The sequence below is a fragment of the Streptomyces sp. NPDC054047 genome, assembly GCF_055585065.1.
Map to the genome: position 1 here is coordinate 652984 of NZ_JBVJKV010000001.1, position 18979 is coordinate 671962.

General features: G+C 71.8%; 16 protein-coding genes. 9 read left to right on the plus strand and 7 right to left on the minus strand.

Features of this window, described 5'->3' with window-relative positions; genetic code table 11:
• Positions 1 to 217: 217 nt before the first annotated feature.
• The gene (locus ACZ6ZP_RS03040) at positions 218 to 1318 is read left to right on the plus strand and encodes a hypothetical protein (protein WP_469405325.1); all 1101 of its coding nucleotides are present in this window, start codon (positions 218 to 220) and stop codon (positions 1316 to 1318) included.
• A 405-nt stretch (positions 1319 to 1723) separates the two neighbouring features.
• On the opposite strand, the gene ACZ6ZP_RS03045 is transcribed toward ACZ6ZP_RS03040, so the two are convergent.
• From ACZ6ZP_RS03045 to ACZ6ZP_RS03055, 3 genes are read right to left on the minus strand one after another with little or no spacing between them, the layout of a single operon-like run.
• On the minus strand, positions 1724 to 2677 hold the full coding sequence (locus ACZ6ZP_RS03045) for a 3-oxoacyl-ACP reductase (protein ID WP_469405326.1): 954 nt from the start codon (positions 2675 to 2677) through the stop codon (positions 1724 to 1726).
• Between the two features lie 17 nt (positions 2678 to 2694).
• Positions 2695 to 3771: a Zn-dependent alcohol dehydrogenase gene (locus tag ACZ6ZP_RS03050; RefSeq protein ID WP_351159846.1), complete on the minus strand. Its 1077-nt coding sequence runs from the start codon at positions 3769 to 3771 to the stop codon at positions 2695 to 2697.
• 43 nt (positions 3772 to 3814) lie between these two features.
• Complete coding sequence (locus tag ACZ6ZP_RS03055; RefSeq protein ID WP_469405327.1) at positions 3815 to 4669, minus strand: MaoC/PaaZ C-terminal domain-containing protein; 855 nt, start codon at positions 4667 to 4669, stop codon at positions 3815 to 3817.
• Between the two features lie 319 nt (positions 4670 to 4988).
• Here ACZ6ZP_RS03055 and ACZ6ZP_RS03060 point away from each other — a divergent pair, with 319 nt between their 5' ends.
• Positions 4989 to 6260 carry a sensor histidine kinase gene (locus ACZ6ZP_RS03060; protein WP_469405330.1) on the plus strand — a complete coding sequence of 424 codons (1272 nt, stop codon included), beginning with the start codon at positions 4989 to 4991 and terminating at the stop codon, positions 6258 to 6260.
• Complete coding sequence (locus tag ACZ6ZP_RS03065) at positions 6257 to 6862, plus strand: response regulator transcription factor (RefSeq protein WP_351159855.1); 606 nt, start codon at positions 6257 to 6259, stop codon at positions 6860 to 6862. The genes ACZ6ZP_RS03060 and ACZ6ZP_RS03065 overlap by 4 nt, the downstream gene beginning before the upstream one ends.
• A 51-nt stretch (positions 6863 to 6913) precedes the next feature.
• Here the strand turns inward: ACZ6ZP_RS03065 and ACZ6ZP_RS03070 are convergent, their stop codons facing one another.
• The 3 genes from ACZ6ZP_RS03070 to ACZ6ZP_RS03080 form a co-directional block, all read right to left on the minus strand.
• Positions 6914 to 8350, minus strand: coding sequence for an MFS transporter (locus ACZ6ZP_RS03070; RefSeq protein WP_351159857.1), 1437 nt, complete (start codon positions 8348 to 8350; stop codon positions 6914 to 6916).
• Positions 8351 to 8477: 127 nt separating this feature from the next.
• The gene (locus ACZ6ZP_RS03075; RefSeq protein WP_351159859.1) at positions 8478 to 9668 is read right to left on the minus strand and encodes a lipid-transfer protein; all 1191 of its coding nucleotides are present in this window, start codon (positions 9666 to 9668) and stop codon (positions 8478 to 8480) included.
• 23 nt (positions 9669 to 9691) lie between these two features.
• Positions 9692 to 11878 (minus strand): acyl-CoA dehydrogenase, encoded by a 2187-nt coding sequence (locus ACZ6ZP_RS03080; RefSeq protein WP_469405331.1) that lies wholly within the window; start codon positions 11876 to 11878, stop codon positions 9692 to 9694.
• Positions 11879 to 12116: 238 nt separating this feature from the next.
• Here ACZ6ZP_RS03080 and ACZ6ZP_RS03085 point away from each other — a divergent pair, with 238 nt between their 5' ends.
• The 5 genes from ACZ6ZP_RS03085 to ACZ6ZP_RS03105 all read left to right on the plus strand — a co-directional run bounded on the left by ACZ6ZP_RS03085 (position 12117) and on the right by ACZ6ZP_RS03105 (position 17937).
• Positions 12117 to 13850 carry an MFS transporter gene (locus tag ACZ6ZP_RS03085; protein ID WP_366462103.1) on the plus strand — a complete coding sequence of 578 codons (1734 nt, stop codon included), beginning with the start codon at positions 12117 to 12119 and terminating at the stop codon, positions 13848 to 13850.
• 259 nt (positions 13851 to 14109) lie between these two features.
• Positions 14110 to 14772 (plus strand): class I SAM-dependent methyltransferase, encoded by a 663-nt coding sequence (locus tag ACZ6ZP_RS03090; RefSeq protein ID WP_468613736.1) that lies wholly within the window; start codon positions 14110 to 14112, stop codon positions 14770 to 14772.
• Positions 14773 to 14794: 22 nt separating this feature from the next.
• On the plus strand, positions 14795 to 15805 hold the full coding sequence (locus ACZ6ZP_RS03095; protein WP_366462102.1) for an N-acetylmuramoyl-L-alanine amidase: 1011 nt from the start codon (positions 14795 to 14797) through the stop codon (positions 15803 to 15805).
• A gap of 148 nt (positions 15806 to 15953) precedes the next feature.
• Positions 15954 to 16817, plus strand: a complete 864-nt coding sequence (locus tag ACZ6ZP_RS03100; protein ID WP_366462101.1) for a hypothetical protein — start codon at positions 15954 to 15956, stop codon at positions 16815 to 16817.
• Positions 16818 to 16926: 109 nt separating this feature from the next.
• Positions 16927 to 17937, plus strand: coding sequence for an LLM class F420-dependent oxidoreductase (locus ACZ6ZP_RS03105; RefSeq protein ID WP_351160678.1), 1011 nt, complete (start codon positions 16927 to 16929; stop codon positions 17935 to 17937).
• A gap of 87 nt (positions 17938 to 18024) precedes the next feature.
• Here ACZ6ZP_RS03105 and ACZ6ZP_RS03110 read toward each other — a convergent pair whose 3' ends face one another.
• Positions 18025 to 18570: a hypothetical protein gene (locus ACZ6ZP_RS03110; RefSeq protein ID WP_351159872.1), complete on the minus strand. Its 546-nt coding sequence runs from the start codon at positions 18568 to 18570 to the stop codon at positions 18025 to 18027.
• 114 nt (positions 18571 to 18684) lie between these two features.
• On the opposite strand from ACZ6ZP_RS03110, the gene ACZ6ZP_RS03115 reads away from it, so the two are divergent.
• Positions 18685 to 18975 carry a hypothetical protein gene (locus tag ACZ6ZP_RS03115; RefSeq protein ID WP_344521026.1) on the plus strand — a complete coding sequence of 97 codons (291 nt, stop codon included), beginning with the start codon at positions 18685 to 18687 and terminating at the stop codon, positions 18973 to 18975.
• Positions 18976 to 18979: the final 4 nt, after the last annotated feature.

Sequence of the window (18979 nt, forward strand, 5' to 3'; positions counted from 1 at the left end):
GCTCCATGCTCCAGGGGGTGTGCCGCGGCTGCCGCTTCCGCGGGCCCGCAACCACTTAGGTTCGCCTTACTTTAAGCGCGCTCTCCCCACCCAGCACAACCACCCCCGCCCCCTCAGGCGAATCGGTACATCGCCACCCTTCTGTGTGAAGCGGGTGGCCACAGGTGCCACGGCAGTGCGTGCGAAAACTAGCTTCGGGGCCCGGAGGTACCCCCCTATGACAGCGCCCACGCTTGAGCCCGAGCCCATGACCGCGCCGACGTCCCGCCCGGCGCCCGCGACGCCCCCCGTGATCACCGCCAACGGCGCGTACGCCGCTCGCCTCGCCCACGACGGCAATTCCTGGTTCCCCGAGCGCTGGACCCTCGACTCCCCGGAGCCGTACGCGGTGCCGCTGCCCGGCAACCAGCCGGAGGAGCCCGGCACCGAGGTGCTCCCGATGGCCGACGGGCGGGTCCTGATCCACCGCGTCGTCGACGGACGGCACACGTTCTCTCTCCTGTACCCGACGGGGCCCGAGACCGGTGAAGTGCCGCTCGGCGCCGTGGAGTGCGGGGGGTCCCGGCTGACGCTGCTGCCGCCGTCACCGGTGGGCAGCCACGCGTACGCCCTCGCGGTGGGCCCGGGGTCGACGGCCCTGTGGCTGGTGGCGGGCGGCGCCTTCGGGCCCGAGCATGTCGCCGAGATCCCCGGGGTCTGCTCGGGCGGGGTCTGGCTGGACGGGGACGGCCGGATGCTGGCCCTGGACCGGGAGTTGGGCGGCCGGGTCAAGGCGGTCGCGGTGGACCTGGAGCGGCGCGGCGAGGTGTCGCCCCTCCTGCAGATCGCCGACGAGAGCGACGACCGGCTGCTGCTCGCGGACGCCGACAGCGGACTGCTCCTGATCCGCTCGAACGCGCCGGGCCACGACCGGCTCGGCTGGGGGGTGCTCGGCGGCACGCGCCCGGTGCGTTTCCCCGAGTGCCTGCGCCTGCCCGATCTCGCGGTGACGCCGTTCGCCATCCAGCCCGGCCAGACGCTGATGCCGGAGAGCTGTGCGGTGGCGCTGCGGATCGACGGGGCGCGGGGCAGCTGGCTCGGCCTGTGGCGCCCCACCGACCGACGGCTCCAGCAACTGGCCGCTCCGGAGGGGTGGTTGGCGGGTTCGGGGTGGTGGACGCGGGAGGGGGCGCTGCGTCTTCCGTATGTGACGGAGGCGGTTCCCTGCGGGGTCGCGGAGGCGGAGCTTCCGGCTCCGGCGGTGGCGCCCGCGCCGGTCGCCGCGCGGCCCGTTCCGTTGCAGCAGGCACCCCTGACGGGGCGCAAGGGCGTTGGTTAGACTCGCCCGGCTACACCGAACGATCTTCTTTACAGAGTTACCGGTTTACGGGGTGAGTATGTCGATGAGAACCGAGATCAGTACGGAATCCGAGCGGAATCCCGAGCCGCGGGAGGCGGCGGGCAGTTCCGGCGCCGGTAGGCATCGGGGGCCTGTGGCCGAGCATGACGGGGATGCGGCGCCGCGGGGGCGGCACCGTCGCCCGGGCAACGAGAACTGATTCTTTCCCCAACCCCGCCCCTTCCCGAAAACCCGCTCGGCGCAGGGGCCTGATCGGGGCTCCGCCCCGGACCCGTACAAGATGGCCTCAAACGCCGGCCGGGCTGAACTGTCAGCCCGTCCGGCGTTTGAGGACGAACTCGGCGAAGCCGGTGATGACGGCCGAAAAGGGGCGGGGTTGGGGAACTATCCCCGCTTCAGCCCCAGCACCTCCGCCGCCGCGAACGTCTCGCTCGCAGGGCGCCCCGCGTAATAAGGCGAAAGCGCCCCGTCCAGCTCCTCGTACGTGAAGACGTCCTTCGCCGTGTCGAACTTCGCCGCCACCTTGGGGCGTTCGACCACGGCGACCATGCCGCCGTGCACCACCAGCAGCTGACCGTTGACCCCGGCAGCCGCAGGCGACGCCAAGTAGCCCACCAGCGGCGCCACATGCTCGGGAGCGAGCGGGTCGAGCTCCCCCGCTCCCGGTTCCTGGTAGCCCGCGAAGACGTCCTCCGTCATCCGCGTCCGCGCTCGCGGACAGATGACGTTCGCCGTCACCCCGTACTTGCCCAGGGCCAGCGCGCTCGACGTCGTCAGGCCGACGATCCCGCCCTTCGCCGCCGCGTAGTTCGGCTGGCCCGCGGAGCCCGCGAGGAACGCCTCCGACGAGGTGTTGACGATCCGGCCGTACACCGGCTCCCCCGCCGCCTTGGACCGCTCGCGCCAGTGCACGGACGCGAAGTGCGTCGTGTTGAAGTGGCCCTTGAGGTGGACGTGGATGACCGAGTCCCACTCGCCCTCGCTCATCGAGAAGATCATCCGGTCCCGCAGGATGCCCGCGTTGTTGACCAGGATGTCGAGCTTGCCGTACGTGTCGATCGCCAACTGGACGAGCCCGCGCGCCTGTTCGTGGTCCGCGACATCGCCCAGGTGCGCGACCGCCTGCCCGCCCGCCGCCCGGATCTCGGCCGCGACCTCCTCGGCGGGCGTCGCCGACGCCTCGCCCGAGCCGTCGCGGCCGCTCTGGCCGAAGTCGTTGACGACGACGCTCGCGCCGAGCCGGGCCAGTTCCAGGGCTTCCGCGCGCCCCAGGCCCCGGCCCGCTCCTGTCACGATCGCGGCCAACCCGTCCAGTGGCCGTGGCAATGGCTGTGCCATCAGGGATCGAAGTCCTCTCAGATCTCGATGCACGTACGCAGCGCGACGCCCGTACGCATCTGGTCAAGCGCTTCGTTGATCTCGGAGAGCGGCACCCGGTGGGTGATCAGGCTCTCCAGGTCGATCCGGCCCGCGCGCCACAGCGCGATGGCCCGCTCGTAGGACTGCAGGACGTCGCCGCCGCCGTACATGGACGGCAGGATCCGCTTCTCGTCGAAGAACAGCTCGAACATGTTCAGCTGAAGGTTGTCGTCCATGGCGCCCGCGCCGACGATCACGAGCGTGCCGCCGCGCCGGGTCGTCTCGTACGCGGTGCGGGCGGTGGCGGACCTGCCGACGACCTCGAAGACGTAGTCGAAGCCCTCGCCCGCGGTCACCCGCTGCTTGGCGTCGGCGAGTCCGTCCGGCGCCACCGCCTCCGTCGCGCCGAACCGCAGCGCGGCCTCGCGCCGCGACGCCACCGGGTCGACGGCGATGATCTGCGCCGCGCCCTTGAGCCGCGCGCCCTGGATCGCGGAGATGCCGACGCCGCCGCAGCCGATGACGGCGACGGACGAACCGGCCTTGACGTCGGCGGTGTTGATGGCCGCGCCGAGCCCGGTCGTCACTCCGCAGCCGATCAGGGCCGCGATGTCGAAGGGCACGTCGTCCGGGATCGGCACGGCGCAGCCCGCGTCGACCACGACCTCCTCGGTGAAGGTGCCCGTGCCCGCGAAGCCGAAGACGTCTCCGCCGGGGCGCTTGAAGTTGGGGGTGCCCGCGTTCATGAACCCGGCCAGGCACAGCTGGCTCTGGCCGCGCTTGCACGCCGGACACTGGCCGCAGGCGGGCAGCCAGCAGACCAGGACCCGGTCGCCCTGGCTGACGCCGGTCACGCCGTCGCCGACGTCGACGATCTCGCCCGCGCCCTCGTGGCCGGGGATGAACGGAGCGGGCTGCGGCAGTACGCCGTTCATCGCCGATACGTCGGAGTGGCACAGGCCCGTCGCCCGCACCCGGATCTTCACCTTGCCGGGGCCGAAGCCCACCGTCTCGACGTCGTCGAGGACCTCGAGTTTGTCCTGGCCTATCTCGTGCAGTACGGCTGCGCGCATGGTGCGGCTCCTCTCGTACGAAGATTCAGGCGTGTCCGGGGCTTCAGGCGTGCTCGACGATCGTGTCGGTGAGGACCGGCGCGTCGTCCCGCTCGATGGCCGTCGCCGCCACGTGGACCCGGCCCTCGGAGCGCCACATCCGGATCCGCAGGGTCTCCCCGGGGAAGACGATGCCGGTGAAGCGCGTGCTGTAGCTCCGCACCCGTGACACGTCACCGCCCAGCTCGCTGTCGACGACGGCCTTGAGCACCATCCCGTAGGTGCACAGGCCGTGCAGGATCGGCCGGTCGAAGCCCGCGAGCTTGGCGAACTCGGGGTCGGCGTGCAGCGGGTTCCAGTCCCCGGAGAGGCGGTAGAGCAGCGCCTGCTCCTCGCGGACGGGGCGCTCGACGGTCCTGTCGGGCTCGCCCTCGGGGGCCGGGACGCGGGTGGAGGGGCCGCGTTCGCCGCCGAATCCGCCTTCGCCGCGTACGAAGATCTGGGCGTCGCTGGTCCACAGCGGCCCTTCGCCGTCGGCCACTTCGGTGCGCAGGACGAGGATCGCGGCCTTGCCCTTGTCGTACACGGCGGCCACCTTGGAGGTGGTGACGGCCTTGCCCTTGACCGGGATCGGGCGGTGCAGGGTGATGCCCTGGCCGCCGTGCAGGACCGCGGCCAGGTTCACCTCGATGCCGGGGGCCGAGAGCCCGCCGACGACGCCCATGCCCGCGCCGGCGACGGTCGCGAAGCTGGGCAGGACGTGCAGCCGGGACTCCAGGGTGTAGCGCAGCTCGTCCGGGTCGGTGGCGGGGACGCCCGCGCCAAGGCCCAGGTGGTAGAGCTGGATGTCCTTGTGATCCCAGGCGATCTCGGCCGACCTGGGCTCCGCGGCCAGTGCTTTCGCGGCATCGATGGGCATGGGGTGGCAGCTCCTTGGCCGGTCTGAAGACCTCGGTGCGGCCGTCCGCACCGTCGGTCGCACCGAGGTCGCAACAGGGCCGGAAGGAGCCCGTTCTAGAACGCGTTCCAGTCCGGCGATCCCATGTATAGCCGAGCGTCCGGAAGTTGTGAAGACTCCTGACGTCACGTCAGATACGCCACTGATCAAGCGTGTGACATTTGTACCGGCCGAGTCCGTACATCCACATCTGCCGCCGCACGGCCCGGGTTCGTACCGTCGGAACCATGACGAGGAGTTCGTACGCTGTGCCTTCGTACCGCCGGGCCGCGCGGACCACATGACGACGCCGACGATGCGCCCCGGCGCGACAGGAGAAGCGATGCCGGTGAAGGGCTTCTGGCGGAGGCACACACGCCTCGCGGGATGGACGCGCAGCGGCAGGGCGCAGCTCGCCGAGGTGCGGGTGCAGGAGAAGTGCGGGCGGAGCAACCCGCAGGACCTGGGCCCGCCCAACGGCTTCGCGATGCTGCCCTGGCTCCTGATGGGCATGGGCTCCTTCTCCAACATCCTCCAGGGCAAGACGGGCAACCCCTGGATCGGCGGGCTTGGCCTGCTGGCCTTCAACTCCCTCTACATCGCCGTGGTGTTCCGCGCCTTCGACAAGAGGGCCCGGGAGGCGGCCGTCACGAGGCGTCTGCTGCTCGCGCTGACCGCGGTCACCTTCGCCCTCGCCATCGGCTACGGCGACAGCTGGCTGATGTTCTTCCCGCTGCTCGGCCTGGCGACCGGCTCGGTCCTGCGGGGCAGGCAGCTGGCTCCCGCGGGGTTCGCCCTGAGCATCGCGGCGGCGGTGGTCGGCGGGCTGAAGGACGGCTGGGACGCGGCGGGCATCGCGTACGGCACGTTCATCTCCGTCATGGTGACGGCGGCGATCCTCGCCCTCTCCGAGACGGTGAAGGAGCTGCGCGCCACGCGCGAGGAGCTGGCCCGCGGCGCGGTGGAGAAGGAGCGGCTGCGCTTCTCCCGCGACCTGCACGACCTGCTCGGCCACACGCTCTCGGTGATCGTGGTCAAGGCGGAGGCCACGCGCCGGCTCGCCCCCCGCGACCTGGACGCGGCGCTCGGCCAGGTGGCCGACATCGAGTCCGTCGGCCGCCAGGCCCTGACCGAGATCCGCGAGGCGGTCACCGGCTACCGCGAGGGCAGCCTGGCCACGGAGCTGGACCGGGCGCGCGATCTCCTGGACGCGGCGGGCGTCGACGCGGTCGTACGCCAGTCGGGGCCGCCGCTCGCGCCGCAGACGGCGGCGCTGCTGGGCTGGGTGGTCCGGGAGTCCGCCACGAACGTCGTACGCCACGCCAGGGCTACCCGCTGCGAGATCGAGGTGGCGGGCACCGCCGAACGGACCCGGCTGCTGATCACCGACGACGGCCGCGGCGTAGGCTCGACAGCGCCCGGCAGCGGGCTGAAGGGCCTGGCCGAACGCCTCGCGGCGGCGGGCGGCTCCCTGGAGTCCGGCCCCGCGCCGCGCGGCGGCTTCCGGGTCACGGCGGAGCTGCCGGTCACCGAGTTCAGCACCGGCCCCGTTGTGGAGGAGCGCACCCCATGATCAGAGTCCTGCTCGCAGAGGATCAGGGCATGATGCGGGGCGCGCTCGCGCTGCTGCTCGGCATGGAGCAGGACATCGAGGTGGTCGCGCAGGTCGGCGCGGGCGACGAGATCGTGGACGCGGCGCTGAACTCCCGCCCCGACGTGGCGCTCCTCGACATCGAGCTGCCGGGCCGCAGCGGGCTCGACGCGGCGGCGGACCTGCGGGAGGAGTGCCCCGAGTGCCGGGTCCTCATCCTCACGACGTTCGGCAGGCCCGGCTATCTGCGCCGGGCGATGGAGGCGGGCGCGGTGGGCTTCCTGGTCAAGGACGGCCCGGTGGAGGACCTGGCGGAGGCGATCCGCCAGGCGCTGCGGGGCGAGACGGTGATCGACCCGGCCCTTGCGGCGGCCGCCCTGAGCGCGGGCCCGAGCCCGCTGACGACGCGGGAGGCGGATGTCCTGCGGGCGTCGGTGGACGGAGCGACGGTCTGCGACATCGCGGGAAAACTGCACCTGTCGGAGTCGACGGTGCGGAACTATCTCTCGGGCGCGATCGGCAAGACGGGGACGCGAAACCGGATGGAGGCGGTGCGGGAGGCACGGCAGCGGGGTTGGCTCTGACTGCCCCCGGGCTTCGAGCACCGCCCAGCACCGGCTCCGCCGACTCCGTCCTCAGGCGCGGGACGGGCTGACCCGCCCGTCCCGCGGCATCCACAGCAGCAGCACGAGCACCCCCACCAGCAGAATGCACCCACTGGTCCGGAACGCCATCGCGTACCCGGCCGTCAGCGCCTCCGGCGTGGTCGAACCCCCCATCCGCGAGGCGGAAACCGTCGAGAGCACCGCAAGGCCCAGCGCCCCGCCCATCGTCCGCGACGTGTTGATGAGACCGGAGACGAGCCCCGCGTCCCCGGGCTCCGCCCCGGACGTGCCCAGCGACGCCAGCGGCGTCGTGGCGAGCCCCGCGCCGAACATCATCACGATGCCGGGCAGCATGATCGAGGTGACGTAAGCGCCGTCGGCGGTCATCAGGGACTGCCAGCCGAACCCCGCCGCCGCCACCAGGATCCCGAGCACGGACACGTTCTTCGCGCCCAGCACCCGCATGATCCGCGGCGCCAGCTTCGAGCCGATGACGATCGTCAGGGACGAGGGGATCAGCGCGAGGCCCGCCTTCAACGCCGAGTAGCCCAGGACGTTCTGCGCGTACAGCGTCATGAAGAACCACATGGCGAACATCCCGCCGCCGCACACGAACATCGCCGCGTTCGCCGCCGAGACCGACCGCACCCGGAACAGCTTCAGCGGCATCAGCGGAACCTTCGTACGCGCCTCGACCAGGAGGAACAGGCCGAGCAGCAGGAGCCCCGCGGCCAGCGGCACCAGGGTCGCCGAAGCGGTCCAGCCCTTCTCCTCCGTCTGCACGATCCCGTACGCGAGCGTCGCGAGCCCCGCCGTCACGAGCACCGCGCCCGGCACGTCCAGGCGGCGCGCCTCACCGGCCCGGCTCTCGGTGAGCCAGGCGACGCCCGCGACGACGACGAGGACGCCGATCGGCACGTTGATCAGGAGCACCCAGCGCCAGGAGAGCAGGTCGGTGAGGACCCCGCCGACGAGACCGCCCGCGGCGCCGCCGCCCGCGCCCACCGCCGACCAGGTCGCGATCGCCCGTATCCGGGCGGGCCCCTCGGGCACCGCCGAGGTCAGGATCGTCAGGGTCGAAGGGGCCAGGACCGCCGCGCCGAGCCCCTGCACCGCCCGCGCCACGAGCAGCTGCCACTCGGCCTGCGCGAGACCGCCCGCGAGCGAGGCCACCGTGAAGAGGCCGAGCCCGACCAGGAACATCCGCTTGCGGCCGAAGAGGTCGCCGGCCCGCCCGCCGAGCAGCATGAAGCCCGCGAAGGCGATCGAGTAGGCGTTGACCACCCATTGCAGTCCGACGGCGCTCATGCCCAGGTCGGACCGCATGGAGGGCAGCGCGGTGTTCACCACCGACACGTCCAGGACGACCAGGAACTGCCCCGCGCAGGCGGCGAGCAGCACCGCCCAGACGGGTGCGGACTTCCGCGAGGGGGCGGCTATGTAAGTGTCAGGGGGCGTCTGGACCATGACGGGCATGCTCTCAGGGATTGCGTGCCCCGTGCATCGGGGTTTCGACGCAAAGGTCCTCGGCCGTGGGACCTAGGTCTTCGGACCATCACCCCCGTCCCCTCCCCCTCCCTTCCCCACTCGTTCCTCACCCCTTCCTCAGCAGCGTCACCACCGCCGCCCCGCCGAGACCGATGTTGTGCGCGAGTCCCACCCGCGCCCCCGCCACCTGCCGCGCCCCGGCGTCCCCCCGCAACTGCCAGGTCAGCTCGGCCACTTGGGCGATGCCGGTCGCGCCGAGCGGGTGCCCCTTGGAGATCAGGCCGCCGGAGGGGTTCACCACCCAGCGCCCGCCGTACGTCGTCGCCCCGCTCTCGACGAGCTTCCCGGACTCCCCCGCCGCGCACATGCCGAGCGCCTCGTACGTGAGGAGCTCGTTGACGGAGAAGCAGTCGTGCAGCTCGACCACGTCGACGTCCTCGATGCCGAGGCCCGACCTCTCGTACACCTGCCGCGCCGCCGCCCTCGACATCGGCTGCCCCACGACGTCGATGCACGAGCCGGAGTCGAAGGACTCCCCCGTGTCGGTCGTCATCGCCTGCGCCGCGATCTCCACGGCGCGCTCCTGAAGCCCGTGCCGCTCCACGAACCTCTCCGACACCACCACCGCGGCGGCCGACCCGTCCGAGGTCGGCGAGCACTGGAGCTTGGTGAGCGGGCGGTGGATGGTCTTGGCGGCGAGGATCTCGTCGACCGTGTACTCGTCCTGGAACTGGGCGTACGGATTGTGCACCGAGTGCCGGTGGTTCTTGGCGCCCACCGCGGCGAGCTGCGCCTGAGTCGTGCCGTACTTCTCCATGTGCTCGCGCGCCGCGTCGCCGAAGATCTGGGCGGTGGGCGGGGTCATCTCGAAGCCGTGCCGTGCGGCCATCACGCCGTAGTGCCGGGCCACGGGGGACGTCTTGAAGTCGCCGCCGTCGCTGCCGCCGCCCAGCGCGCCGCGCGCCATCTTCTCGAAGCCCAGCGCTAGCACGCAGTCGTTGACGCCGCCCTCGACGAACTGCCGCGCCATCATCAGCGCGGTCGACGCCGTCGCGCAGTTGTTGTTCACGTTGTAGACGGGCACACCGGTCAGGCCCAGTTCGTACACCGCCCGCTGGCCCGCCGTCGACGCCTGGAAGCAGTACCCGACCGGGACCTGCTCCACCTGCTCGTACGCGATTCCGGCGTCGTCGAGCGCCTTGGTGCCGGCCTCCTTCGCCATGTCCCAGTACTGCCAGTCCCGCGTCTCGGGCTTCTCGAACTTCGTCATGCCGACGCCGACTATGTACGCCTTCACTGTCCAGCTCCTCCTAGATGACGCTAGATGACGGGGCGGGGCTCGGGGTCCCTCGGCAGTCCCAGGAGCCGTTCGGCGACGACGTTCAGCTGCACCTGGGTGGTCCCGCCCGCGATGGTCAGACAGCGCGACATCAGGAAGCCGTGCAGCGCCCGCTCCCCGGCGCCCTCGCGCACCGCGCCCGCCGGGCCGAGCAGCTCCAGGGCAAGCTCGGCGACCTTCTGCTGGTGCGGGGTCTGCACGAGCTTGCGGACGGAGGCCCCGGCCCCCGGTTCCGCGCCCGCCAGCTGCCGCAGCGTCGTCCGCAGGCCGATGCAGGCCAGTGCGTGCGCCTCGGCGGCGAGCGCGCCGATCCGCGCGCGGCAGGCGCCGTCGAGGCCGGCGGCGCGCCCGATGAGCGCCTCCAGGCCGGTGTCGAAGGTCAGCTGGTCGGCCATGTGGACGCGTTCGTTGCCCAGCGTGTGGCGCGCGACCCGCCAGCCGTCGTTCACCTCGCCGACGACCGCGTCCGCGGGCAGCAGGACGTCGTCGAAGTAGACCTCGTTGAAGAGGGAGTCCCCGGTGATCTCCTTCAGCGGGCGGATGTCGACACCCTCGGCCCGCTTCATGTCGACGAGGAAGTACGTCAGGCCCTTGTGCTTGGGGGCGTCGGGGTCCGTGCGGGCGAGGAGGATGCCGTGGTCCGCCCACTGCGCCGCGCTCGTCCACACCTTCTGGCCGTTGATCAGCCAGCCGTCCTCGACCCGCTCGGCCCTCGTGCGCAGCGCGGCCAGGTCCGAGCCCGCGCCGGGCTCGCTGAACAGCTGGCACCACAGCACCTCGCCCCTGAGTGTCGGCGCCAGGAACCGCTCCTGCTGCTCGCTCGTCCCGTACGCGATGAGCGAGGGCACCACCCAGGTGGCGATCCCGAGATCGCTGACGCGCACCCCGGCAGCCGCCAACTCCTGCTGCACGGCGAGCTGTTGGACGGGGCCCGCGCCGAGTCCGTACGGCTCGGGCAGGTGCGGGGCGGCATAGCCGGTCGGCGCCAGTGCCTTGCGGGCGGCCACCGGGTCGAGCCCCCGGGCCTGCGCGACGGCCTCGCGGGCCCGCTCCCGGTAGGCGTCCGCCTCCCGGGGCAGCCGCATCCGCAGCTCCCGGCGCGCGCCGCCCTCCGCGAGGCGCACCGCCCGCAGCCGGTGCGCGTCGCCGGTGCCGAGCAGCTGCCGGGCAACCAGTGACCTGCGCAGGTAGAGATGGGCGTCGTGCTCCCAGGTGAAGCCGATGCCGCCGAGGATCTGGATGGCGTCTTTGGCGCAGGAGTACGCGGCGTCGAGCGCGGACCCGGCGGCGAGCGCGCCGACCAGGCTCCGCACCTCCGGCGACGGATCGTCCGCCGCGCGCGCCGCGTCCCACGCGAGCGCCCGCGCCTGTTCGAGGCGCACCAGCATGTCGGCACAGAGGTGCTTGACCGCCTGGAACTGCCCGATCGGCCGCCCGAACTGCTCCCGCACCTTCGCGTACTCGGTGGCGGTCTCCAGCGCCCAGGCCGCGACGCCGCACGCGTCCGCCGCGTACACGGCAGACGCCAGGTCGCGCACGAGCGCCGCGTCGACGTCGAGCACCCGCCCGGCCGGCACCTCGACCCCGTCCGCCGTGACCTCGGCGGTGGGCCGCGTCGGATCGGCGCCCTCCTGCGTACGCACGGTCAGCTCGGCCGCGTCGACGGCGATCCACACGGTTCCGCGCGCGGACTCGGCGGCCAGGATCAGCAGGTCGGCGTCCGCGCCGGAGAGCACGGGCGGCGCCGTGCCGTCGAGGACGCAGCCGTCCGCCACGGACACCGCGGTGAGCGTGCCCGCGCCGAGCGCGACGGCGCCGATCCGCTCCCCGGACGCCAGGTCGGCGGCGAGGTCACGGGCGCCGGACCGGTGCAGCACGAGCGAGGCCAGGGAGCTCGCCAGGTAGGGGCCCGGCAGCGCGGCCCGGCCCGCCTCCTCCAGGGCGACGGCGAGGTCCACGAGGTCGCCGCCCCCGCCGCCGTACTCCTCGGGCAGGTGCACCGCGAGCAGCCCCTGTTCGGCGAGGCCGTCCCAGTGGGCGGGCCTGCCGCCGGAGCCCGGCAGGGCGTCGAGCAGTTTGCGTATCTCCTCGGGCGGTACGGCGCGGGCGATCCAGCCGCGCACCGCCGCCGCCAACTCCCGCTGTTCCTGCGTGATTCCGATACCCATGCGCGTCCTCGCCGGTAGCAGCTTCCGGGACGGCGACAGACTAGAACACGTTCCAATCTGACGGAAGGTCAGATACGGGTCCGCTTCTCCCGCGACCGCGGGCCCCCTTAACCAACCGGTTAACAACAGGTCAAGACTTTCCCTCGTACGACATCCGTCGGAATAGTCGCCCCGGGAAACAGGTTCGTCTTGCACGTACCCCTGCCGACACCTGCACCGCCCCCGGAGGCCCCACGTAATGACGCAGCCGACGACCCACCAACGCGGCACCCGCGGAGTCGTCCCCGTACTCGCCTTCGCCGGCATCGTCGTCGCGGTGATGCAGACGCTCCTGGTGCCGGTCATCAAGGACCTGCCGACGCTGCTCGACACCACGCCGTCGAACGCCACCTGGGTCATGACGGCGACCCTGCTCGCGGGCGCCGTGTCGACCCCGATCATGGGCCGCCTCGGTGACCTCTACGGCAAGCGCCGCATGCTTCTGACGAGCCTGGCCGTGATGGTCGTCGGCTCCCTGGTCTGCGGCTTCACCGACGACCTCGTCGTGATGATCGTCGGCCGCGCCCTCCAGGGCTTCGCGATGGGCGCCATCCCGCTCGGCATCGGCCTGATGCGCGACGAGCTGCCCCGCGAGAAGCTCGGCTCCGCGATGGCCCTGATGAGCTCCTCCATCGGCGTCGGCGGCGGCCTCGCGCTGCCGCTCGCGGCACTGACCGCGCAGCACGCCGACTGGCACGCCCTGTTCTTCGGCGCGGCGGGCCTCGGCGTCATATCGATGCTCCTGACCGTCGTCTTCGTGCCCGAGAGCAAGGTGAAGGCGCAGGGCACCTTCGACGTGATCGGCGCGCTCGGCCTCTCCGCGGGCCTCGTCCTCTTCCTCCTGCCCATCACCAAGGGCAGCGACTGGGGCTGGACCTCGGGCCTGACCCTCGGCCTGTTCGGCGCGGCGGCCCTCGTCCTGGTCCTGTGGGGCGTGATGGAGCTGCGCCTCAAGGCGCCGCTGGTGGACCTGCGCACGACGGCCCGCCCCGCGGTCCTGTTCACCAACCTGGCCTCGATCATGGTCGGCGTCGCGTTCTACGCCATCTCGCTCGTCCTGCCCCAGCTGCTCCAGCTCCCGACCGCCACCGGCTACGGCCTCGGCCAGTCCATGGTCGTCGCGGGCCTGTGCGTGGCGCCGCTGGGCCTGACCATGATGTTCACGGCCCCGGTCTACGCCCGCCTCTCGGCGAAGTACGGCCCGAAGGTGACCCTCATCCTCGGCATGCTGATCATCGCGATCGGCTACGGCGCGGGTCTCGGCCTGATGAGCGCCGCCTGGCAGACGATCATCATCGCGGTGGTCGTGGGCGCGGGCATCGGCCTGGCCTACTCCTCGCTCCCGGCCCTGATCATCGGCGCCGTGCCCCCTTCGGAGACGGGCGCGGCGAACGGCCTCAACACCCTGATGCGCTCGATCGGTACGTCGGTGTCGAGCGCCGTGATCGGCATGGTCCTCGCCAACACGGCGGACCACGTGGGCGGTGTCGCCATCCCGACCATGACGGGCTTCCGCACGTCCTTCCTGATCGCCACGGGCGCGGTCGCCCTGGGCCTCGTCTTCGCCCTGTTCCTCCCCTCCGCCCGCCGCTCGGTCAAGACCCAGCTCCGGGCCAGCAGCGAGGAGGACGCGAACCTGCGCGCCGCCACGGAGGCGCTCGCCGGCTTCCACGGCCGGGTGCTGAGCCCTTCCGGGGCGCCGGTCGCACGGGCCAAGGTGACGCTGATCGACCGCCGGGGGAAGCAGGCCGGTTCGGCGTTGACGGACGACGGCGGGCGCTACGAGCTGGCGGTGCCGGGCGACGGTTCGTACGTCCTCGCGGCAACGGCCGCGGGCCATGCCCCGCTCGCCTCGGCGGCGGCGCACCGCGGGGACGACCGCGCGGTGGAGATGGACCTTCTGCTGCCGGGCGGGAGCGACGTGCTGGCGTAAGCGACGGGAAGCGCCGGACGGGCCGAAAGATCCCACCCCTGACCGGGGTGAATCCTTCGGCCCGTCCGGCGTTCGTGGACGGACTCGGCGGAGCCGGTGTCGGGCAAACTCCCTGGACAGCCCCGCCTCCATGAACGGCCGGGCCATGCGGCAGCATGGGGCGGCCCACAGCCGGGCCTCATCGCAGTCCCGACCTCACCGCAGTCCCCGCTTCACCGCATTCCCGACCCCACCGCGTTCACGACCGGGAGGAACCCCCATGGCCGCCCCCGCCCCCGCCGCCCCTCAGCCGGAGATCCTCGCCGCCTTCGAAGCGGCCAAGGGATTCATGCCCGCCGACGAGGGCCTCGCCCTGTACGCGGCGGCGGCACAAGCGGCGGCGCTCGGGCTGCCGCTCCTGGAGGTCGGGACGTACTGCGGCCGCTCCACGATCCTGCTCGCCGACGCCGCACGCCGGGCGGGTGTCACGGCGATCACGGTGGACCACCACCGCGGCAGCGAGGAGCAGCAGCCGGGCTGGGAGTACCACGACCCGGCGACGGTCGACCCGGAGCTCGGCCGGATGGACACGCTCCCCACCTTCCGCCGCACGCTCCACCACGCGGGCCTGGAAGAGCACGTGATCGCGATCGTCGGCCGCTCGCCGCAGGTGGCGAAGGCGTGGGGCGGACCGCTCGGTCTGGTCTTCATCGACGGCGGCCACACGGACGAGCACGCGAGTGGCGACTACGAGGGCTGGGCCCCGCACATCGCCGACGGCGGCCTGCTCCTGATCCACGACGTCTTCCCGGACCCGGCGGACATCATGACCGGCCAGGCACCGTACCGCGTCTACCTCAGGGCACTGGAGTCCGGCGCTTTCACCGAGATCTCGGCAACCGACTCGCTGCGCGTCCTGCGGCGAACGGGAGCGGGGATCTGACCTCGCGGTTAGAGTCGCTCTCGTGTCGTACGTAGGTCCGGACAGCCAGCCCCCACGCCCGCCCCGCCGTTTCACCGGCGGCCCCCTCACCGTGACGCTCGCCGCGCTGGTGCCGACGTGCCTGGCGGGGTGGCTCATTTACGAGGCGACGAGCGGCCCCGGGGGCAGCGAGCCGCCGAGATCGCTCCCCGCCACGAGCCAGTCCGCGCAGGGTTCGTCGTCCCCCCAGCCGTCCCCGTCGACGTCCGGGAAGGACGACAAGGACGAGAAGGGGAAGGGCGACGAGGCCGACGGCAAGGCGAGTGACGAGCCGAGCACGACGAAGCCTCCGTCGTCGTCGAGCCGCCCCGCCGCGTCCGGCCCCCTCAAGGGCAAGGTCGTCGTCGTCGACCCCGGCCACAACACCGGCAACGGCAGGCACACGGCCGAGATCAACCGTCTGGTGAACGTCGGCACGCACCGCAAGGAGTGCGACACCACGGGCACCTCCACCAACCACGGTTACACCGAGGCCCAGTTCACCCTCGACGTCTCGCGCCGCCTGCGCACGCTGCTCGAGAAGCAGGGCGCCACGGTCAAGTTCACCCAGGACGGCGACCGCCCCTGGGGCCCCTGCGTCGACGAGCGCGCCCGCATCGGCAACGACGCCCACGCGGACGCCGTCGTCTCCGTGCACGCCGACGGCTCGGGGTCGGGCAACCGTGGCTTCCATGTGATCCTGCCCGCATCGGTGAAGTCCGGCGCCGCGGACACCTCCAAGATCGTCGTCCCGTCACGCGACTTGGGCGAGCGCATCGCGGGCAAATTCCTGCTCGCGACGGGCAGCGCCCCGTCCAACTACATCGGTGACGGCACGGGACTCGACGTACGCAAGGATCTGGGCGGCCTGAACCTCTCCACCGTCCCCAAGGTGTTCATCGAGTGCGGGAACATGCGGGACGCGAAGGACGAGGCGTTGCTCACGAACGGCGCCTGGCGGCAGAAGGCGGCGCGGGGGATCTCGGACGGAATCGTGAGCTTTCTGCGGGGATAACGGGTCGGTAGCTCTTTATGCCGAGCAGACACCCCACCCGTGCGAACGATAATGTCCTCCGTACGATGGGGGGCCATCCCCGCGCTCCGCGCCGCGACCTGGGGCGAGCGACGCCTCCACCGACGAGACGACTTACGAAGGACCTGAAGTGAATATCCGCTCTCTCACTCGAGGCGACGGCGTGGTGATCGGGGCAGCGGTTTTGCTGTTCATCGCCTCGTTCCTGGACATCATCGACGTCGAAGGTGTCTCGGACTCAGCCGATCTGCCGAACGCCTGGAACAGCGGGCCGTTCCTGCTGGGGGTCACGCTGGCCGGGGTCATCGGTGCCGTCTGCATCGTCGTCGCCCGCGGGCTGCCGGCAGCCCCGAAGGTGCTCGGCATCGACCTCGGGCACTTCGGTGTCGCCTTCACCGTCGCCTCCCTCTGGAGCGCCCTCGGCCAGATCTTCGACCCGGCCGGCGGCTTCGACAACATGGGACAGACGGGTGACAGCGGCATCGACGCCGGTGTCGGCACGATCCTGTCCCTCATCGCCACGCTCGTCCTGGCCGCCGGGGCGATCCTCGCCCTGACGGTCCCCGCCTTCAAGGCCCCCCTCATGGGCGCCCCCCGCCCCGCCGCCCCCCAGCCCTACGGCGGCCAGCCGCAGGGTGGGTACGGGTACCCCGGTGCGCAGGGCCAGCCGCAGCAGGGCCAGCCGTACGGCTCGCAGGCCGGTCAGCCGCAGCAGGGTCAGCCCTACGGCGCCCAGCCGGGTCAGCCGCAGCCGGGGCAGCAGACGCCGCCTCCCGGGCAGGCGCAGGCCACCGGTGACTTCTCGCCGTTCTGGTTCGCCGTGCCGGTGCCGCGTCCGCTGTACGCGGAGGACGGTTCGCCGACGCCGATCGCCGAACTGGCGCCCGGCACCTGGTACTTGGCCGTCGAGCAGCGCGGTCCCGGCCTGGTGGCCCAGACGCAGGACGGCCGTCGCGGCGTGCTGCAGGACACCACGGGGATTCAGCGCGGCTGATCTCCGACGCACCTCGCGGCCCCTCGCCCTTCCGGGCGGGGGGCCGTTGTCGTACAGTCGCCACCTCGCGTCGAACTGACGACTCGTCAGAATGAATCGGGGTATGGGCATGCGCCTGGGACTCGCACTCGGCTACTGGGGGCGCGGCCCCGATCCCGGGCACCTGGAGCTCGCCCAGGAGGCGGAGCGGCTCGGCTACGACTCCGTGTGGACGGCGGAGGCGTGGGGCTCCGACGCCTTCACTCCCCTGACCTGGATCGCGGCGCAGACCTCACGGATCAAGCTGGGCACGGCGGTCGTGCAGATGGCGGCGCGTTCGCCCGTGACGACCGCGATGCACGCGCTGACGCTGGACCACCTGTCCGGTGGGCGGATGATGCTCGGGCTCGGGCTTTCGGGGCCGCAGGTGGTGGAGGGGTGGTACGGCAGGGCGTTCCCGAAGTCGCCGCTGACCGCGACGCGGGAGTACGTCGACGTGATCCGCCAAGTGCTGCGGCGGGAGGCCCCGGTCGCCCTCGACGGCCGCTTCCACTCGCACCCGTACCGGGGTGACGACGGCAGCGGTCTTGGCAAACCCCTGAAGCCGATCACGCACCCGCTGCGGGCGGAGCTGCCGGTGCTGCTCGGCGCGGAGGGCCCGAAGAACATCGCCCAGACGGCGCGGATAGCGGACGGCTGGCTGCCTCTCTACTGGTCGCCGATGCGGTCCGACGTGTACGAGGCGTCGCTCGCGGAAGCGCGGGAGGGCTTCATGGTCGCGCCCATGGCGCGGGCGAAGGTCTGCGACGACGTGGCGGAAGGCTTGCTTCCGGTCAAGGCGATGCTGGGGTTCTATATCGGCGGAATGGGGGCCTCCGCGCGAAACTTTCATGCGGATCTGATGGCGCGCATGGGGTTCGAGGAGGAGGCCCGGCGAATTCAGGAGCTGTTTCTGGCGGGGCGCCGGGAGGAGGCGGTCCTGGCGGTGCCGGACCGGTTCGCGGACGAGATCTCCCTGGTCGGCCCCCGGGAACGGATCGCGGAGCGGCTGGAGTTGTGGCGCAAGGGCCCGGTGACGGATCTGCTGGTCCTCGCGCCGGACCGTCATACGTTGCGGGTGCTGGCGGAGCTGAACGGCTGACTCTTCAGCCCGTCCGGCGTTCGGGACGGACTCGGCACAGCCGGTGATCGACGCAGACAAAGGGTGCGCGAGGCTCCGGAGCCGGGCTCAGCCCTTCGCCAGCTCCCCCGCGGACGGCACCTTGTTCTTGACTTCCGCCCCCGCGCTCTTCCCGGCGTCCTTCACCTGGTTGATGACGTCGTCGAAGGAGTTCACCACCGAGTCCGTGGAGTCGCCCTTGCGGAGCTTCTTGGGGAGATCCTTCAAGGCGTCGATGCCCGCGGTCAGCGGAGCCACCGCCTTGGACAGCGTCGGGTCGCCCTTGGCGTTCTTCGTCGCCGCCTTCAGACGGTTGTAGGCGAGCGTTCCCGCGAGCCCGGCCTTGATGAGGGCGAACTTCCGCCCGTCGGCGCCCTTCTTGAACTTCCCGGCCCGGAACGGCTTCACGATCCACTGGTAGGTGGCCCCGGCGGCGATCCCCGCGTTCGCCACGAACCGCGTCTTCGCCCACTTCTGCTTCTCGGCGGAACTGGAGGCCGAGGGCGCCGACGCCGCGTCGGCGTCGTCGTTGCACGCGGTCGCCCCCGCGAGCAGGGCGCCGCACAGCACGGACGCGACGAGGGGCCGGCGGACGGCCGCAGCGGACAGCGACACGGGGACCTCCAGGAGTGGACAGCTCTCCCGGCAGCCTCACCCCTGGCGGCGGGACCCGCCACTCGGGCGAGCCCGTACGGGTTTCAACCGGCCCGATCCCGGTACACGGCTCTTATGTCCACCCGACAAGCACGTGGCAGCACTGCAGCGAGGGTCGTCGTCATCGTCGCGGACGTGATGGCCATCATCCTCGGCCTGTGGATCCTCATGTATCTGTTGGACGCGAACCGCGCCAACGACCTCGTCCAATTCATCCACGACGTGGCCCGCTGGCTGGCCGGCTGGTCCCATGACTTGTTCACCTTCGACGAAGCATGGGCCCGCGTCGTCTGCGGCTACGGCCTGGCGGCTCTCGTGTACGTCTTCGTCGGCCACGCCATAGCGGGCCGTCTCCGCCGCTACTGAGCGC

Bases quoted from the DNA above. Each gene is read 5' to 3' on its own strand.
- ACZ6ZP_RS03045 (WP_469405326.1), bottom strand. From the start codon at position 2,677: ATGGCACAGCCATTGCCACGGCCACTGGACGGGTTGGCCGCGATCGTG.
- ACZ6ZP_RS03050 (WP_351159846.1), bottom strand. From the start codon at position 3,771: ATGCGCGCAGCCGTACTGCACGAGATAGGCCAGGACAAACTCGAGGTC.
- ACZ6ZP_RS03060 (WP_469405330.1), top strand. From the start codon at position 4,989: ATGACGACGCCGACGATGCGCCCCGGCGCGACAGGAGAAGCGATGCCG.
- ACZ6ZP_RS03055 (WP_469405327.1), bottom strand. From the start codon at position 4,669: ATGCCCATCGATGCCGCGAAAGCACTGGCCGCGGAGCCCAGGTCGGCC.
- ACZ6ZP_RS03065 (WP_351159855.1), top strand. From the start codon at position 6,257: ATGATCAGAGTCCTGCTCGCAGAGGATCAGGGCATGATGCGGGGCGCG.
- ACZ6ZP_RS03090 (WP_468613736.1), top strand. From the start codon at position 14,110: ATGGCCGCCCCCGCCCCCGCCGCCCCTCAGCCGGAGATCCTCGCCGCC.
- ACZ6ZP_RS03105 (WP_351160678.1), top strand. From the start codon at position 16,927: ATGCGCCTGGGACTCGCACTCGGCTACTGGGGGCGCGGCCCCGATCCC.
- ACZ6ZP_RS03070 (WP_351159857.1), bottom strand. From the start codon at position 8,350: ATGGTCCAGACGCCCCCTGACACTTACATAGCCGCCCCCTCGCGGAAG.
- ACZ6ZP_RS03115 (WP_344521026.1), top strand. From the start codon at position 18,685: ATGTCCACCCGACAAGCACGTGGCAGCACTGCAGCGAGGGTCGTCGTC.
- ACZ6ZP_RS03040 (WP_469405325.1), top strand. From the start codon at position 218: ATGACAGCGCCCACGCTTGAGCCCGAGCCCATGACCGCGCCGACGTCC.
- ACZ6ZP_RS03085 (WP_366462103.1), top strand. From the start codon at position 12,117: ATGACGCAGCCGACGACCCACCAACGCGGCACCCGCGGAGTCGTCCCC.
- ACZ6ZP_RS03080 (WP_469405331.1), bottom strand. From the start codon at position 11,878: ATGGGTATCGGAATCACGCAGGAACAGCGGGAGTTGGCGGCGGCGGTG.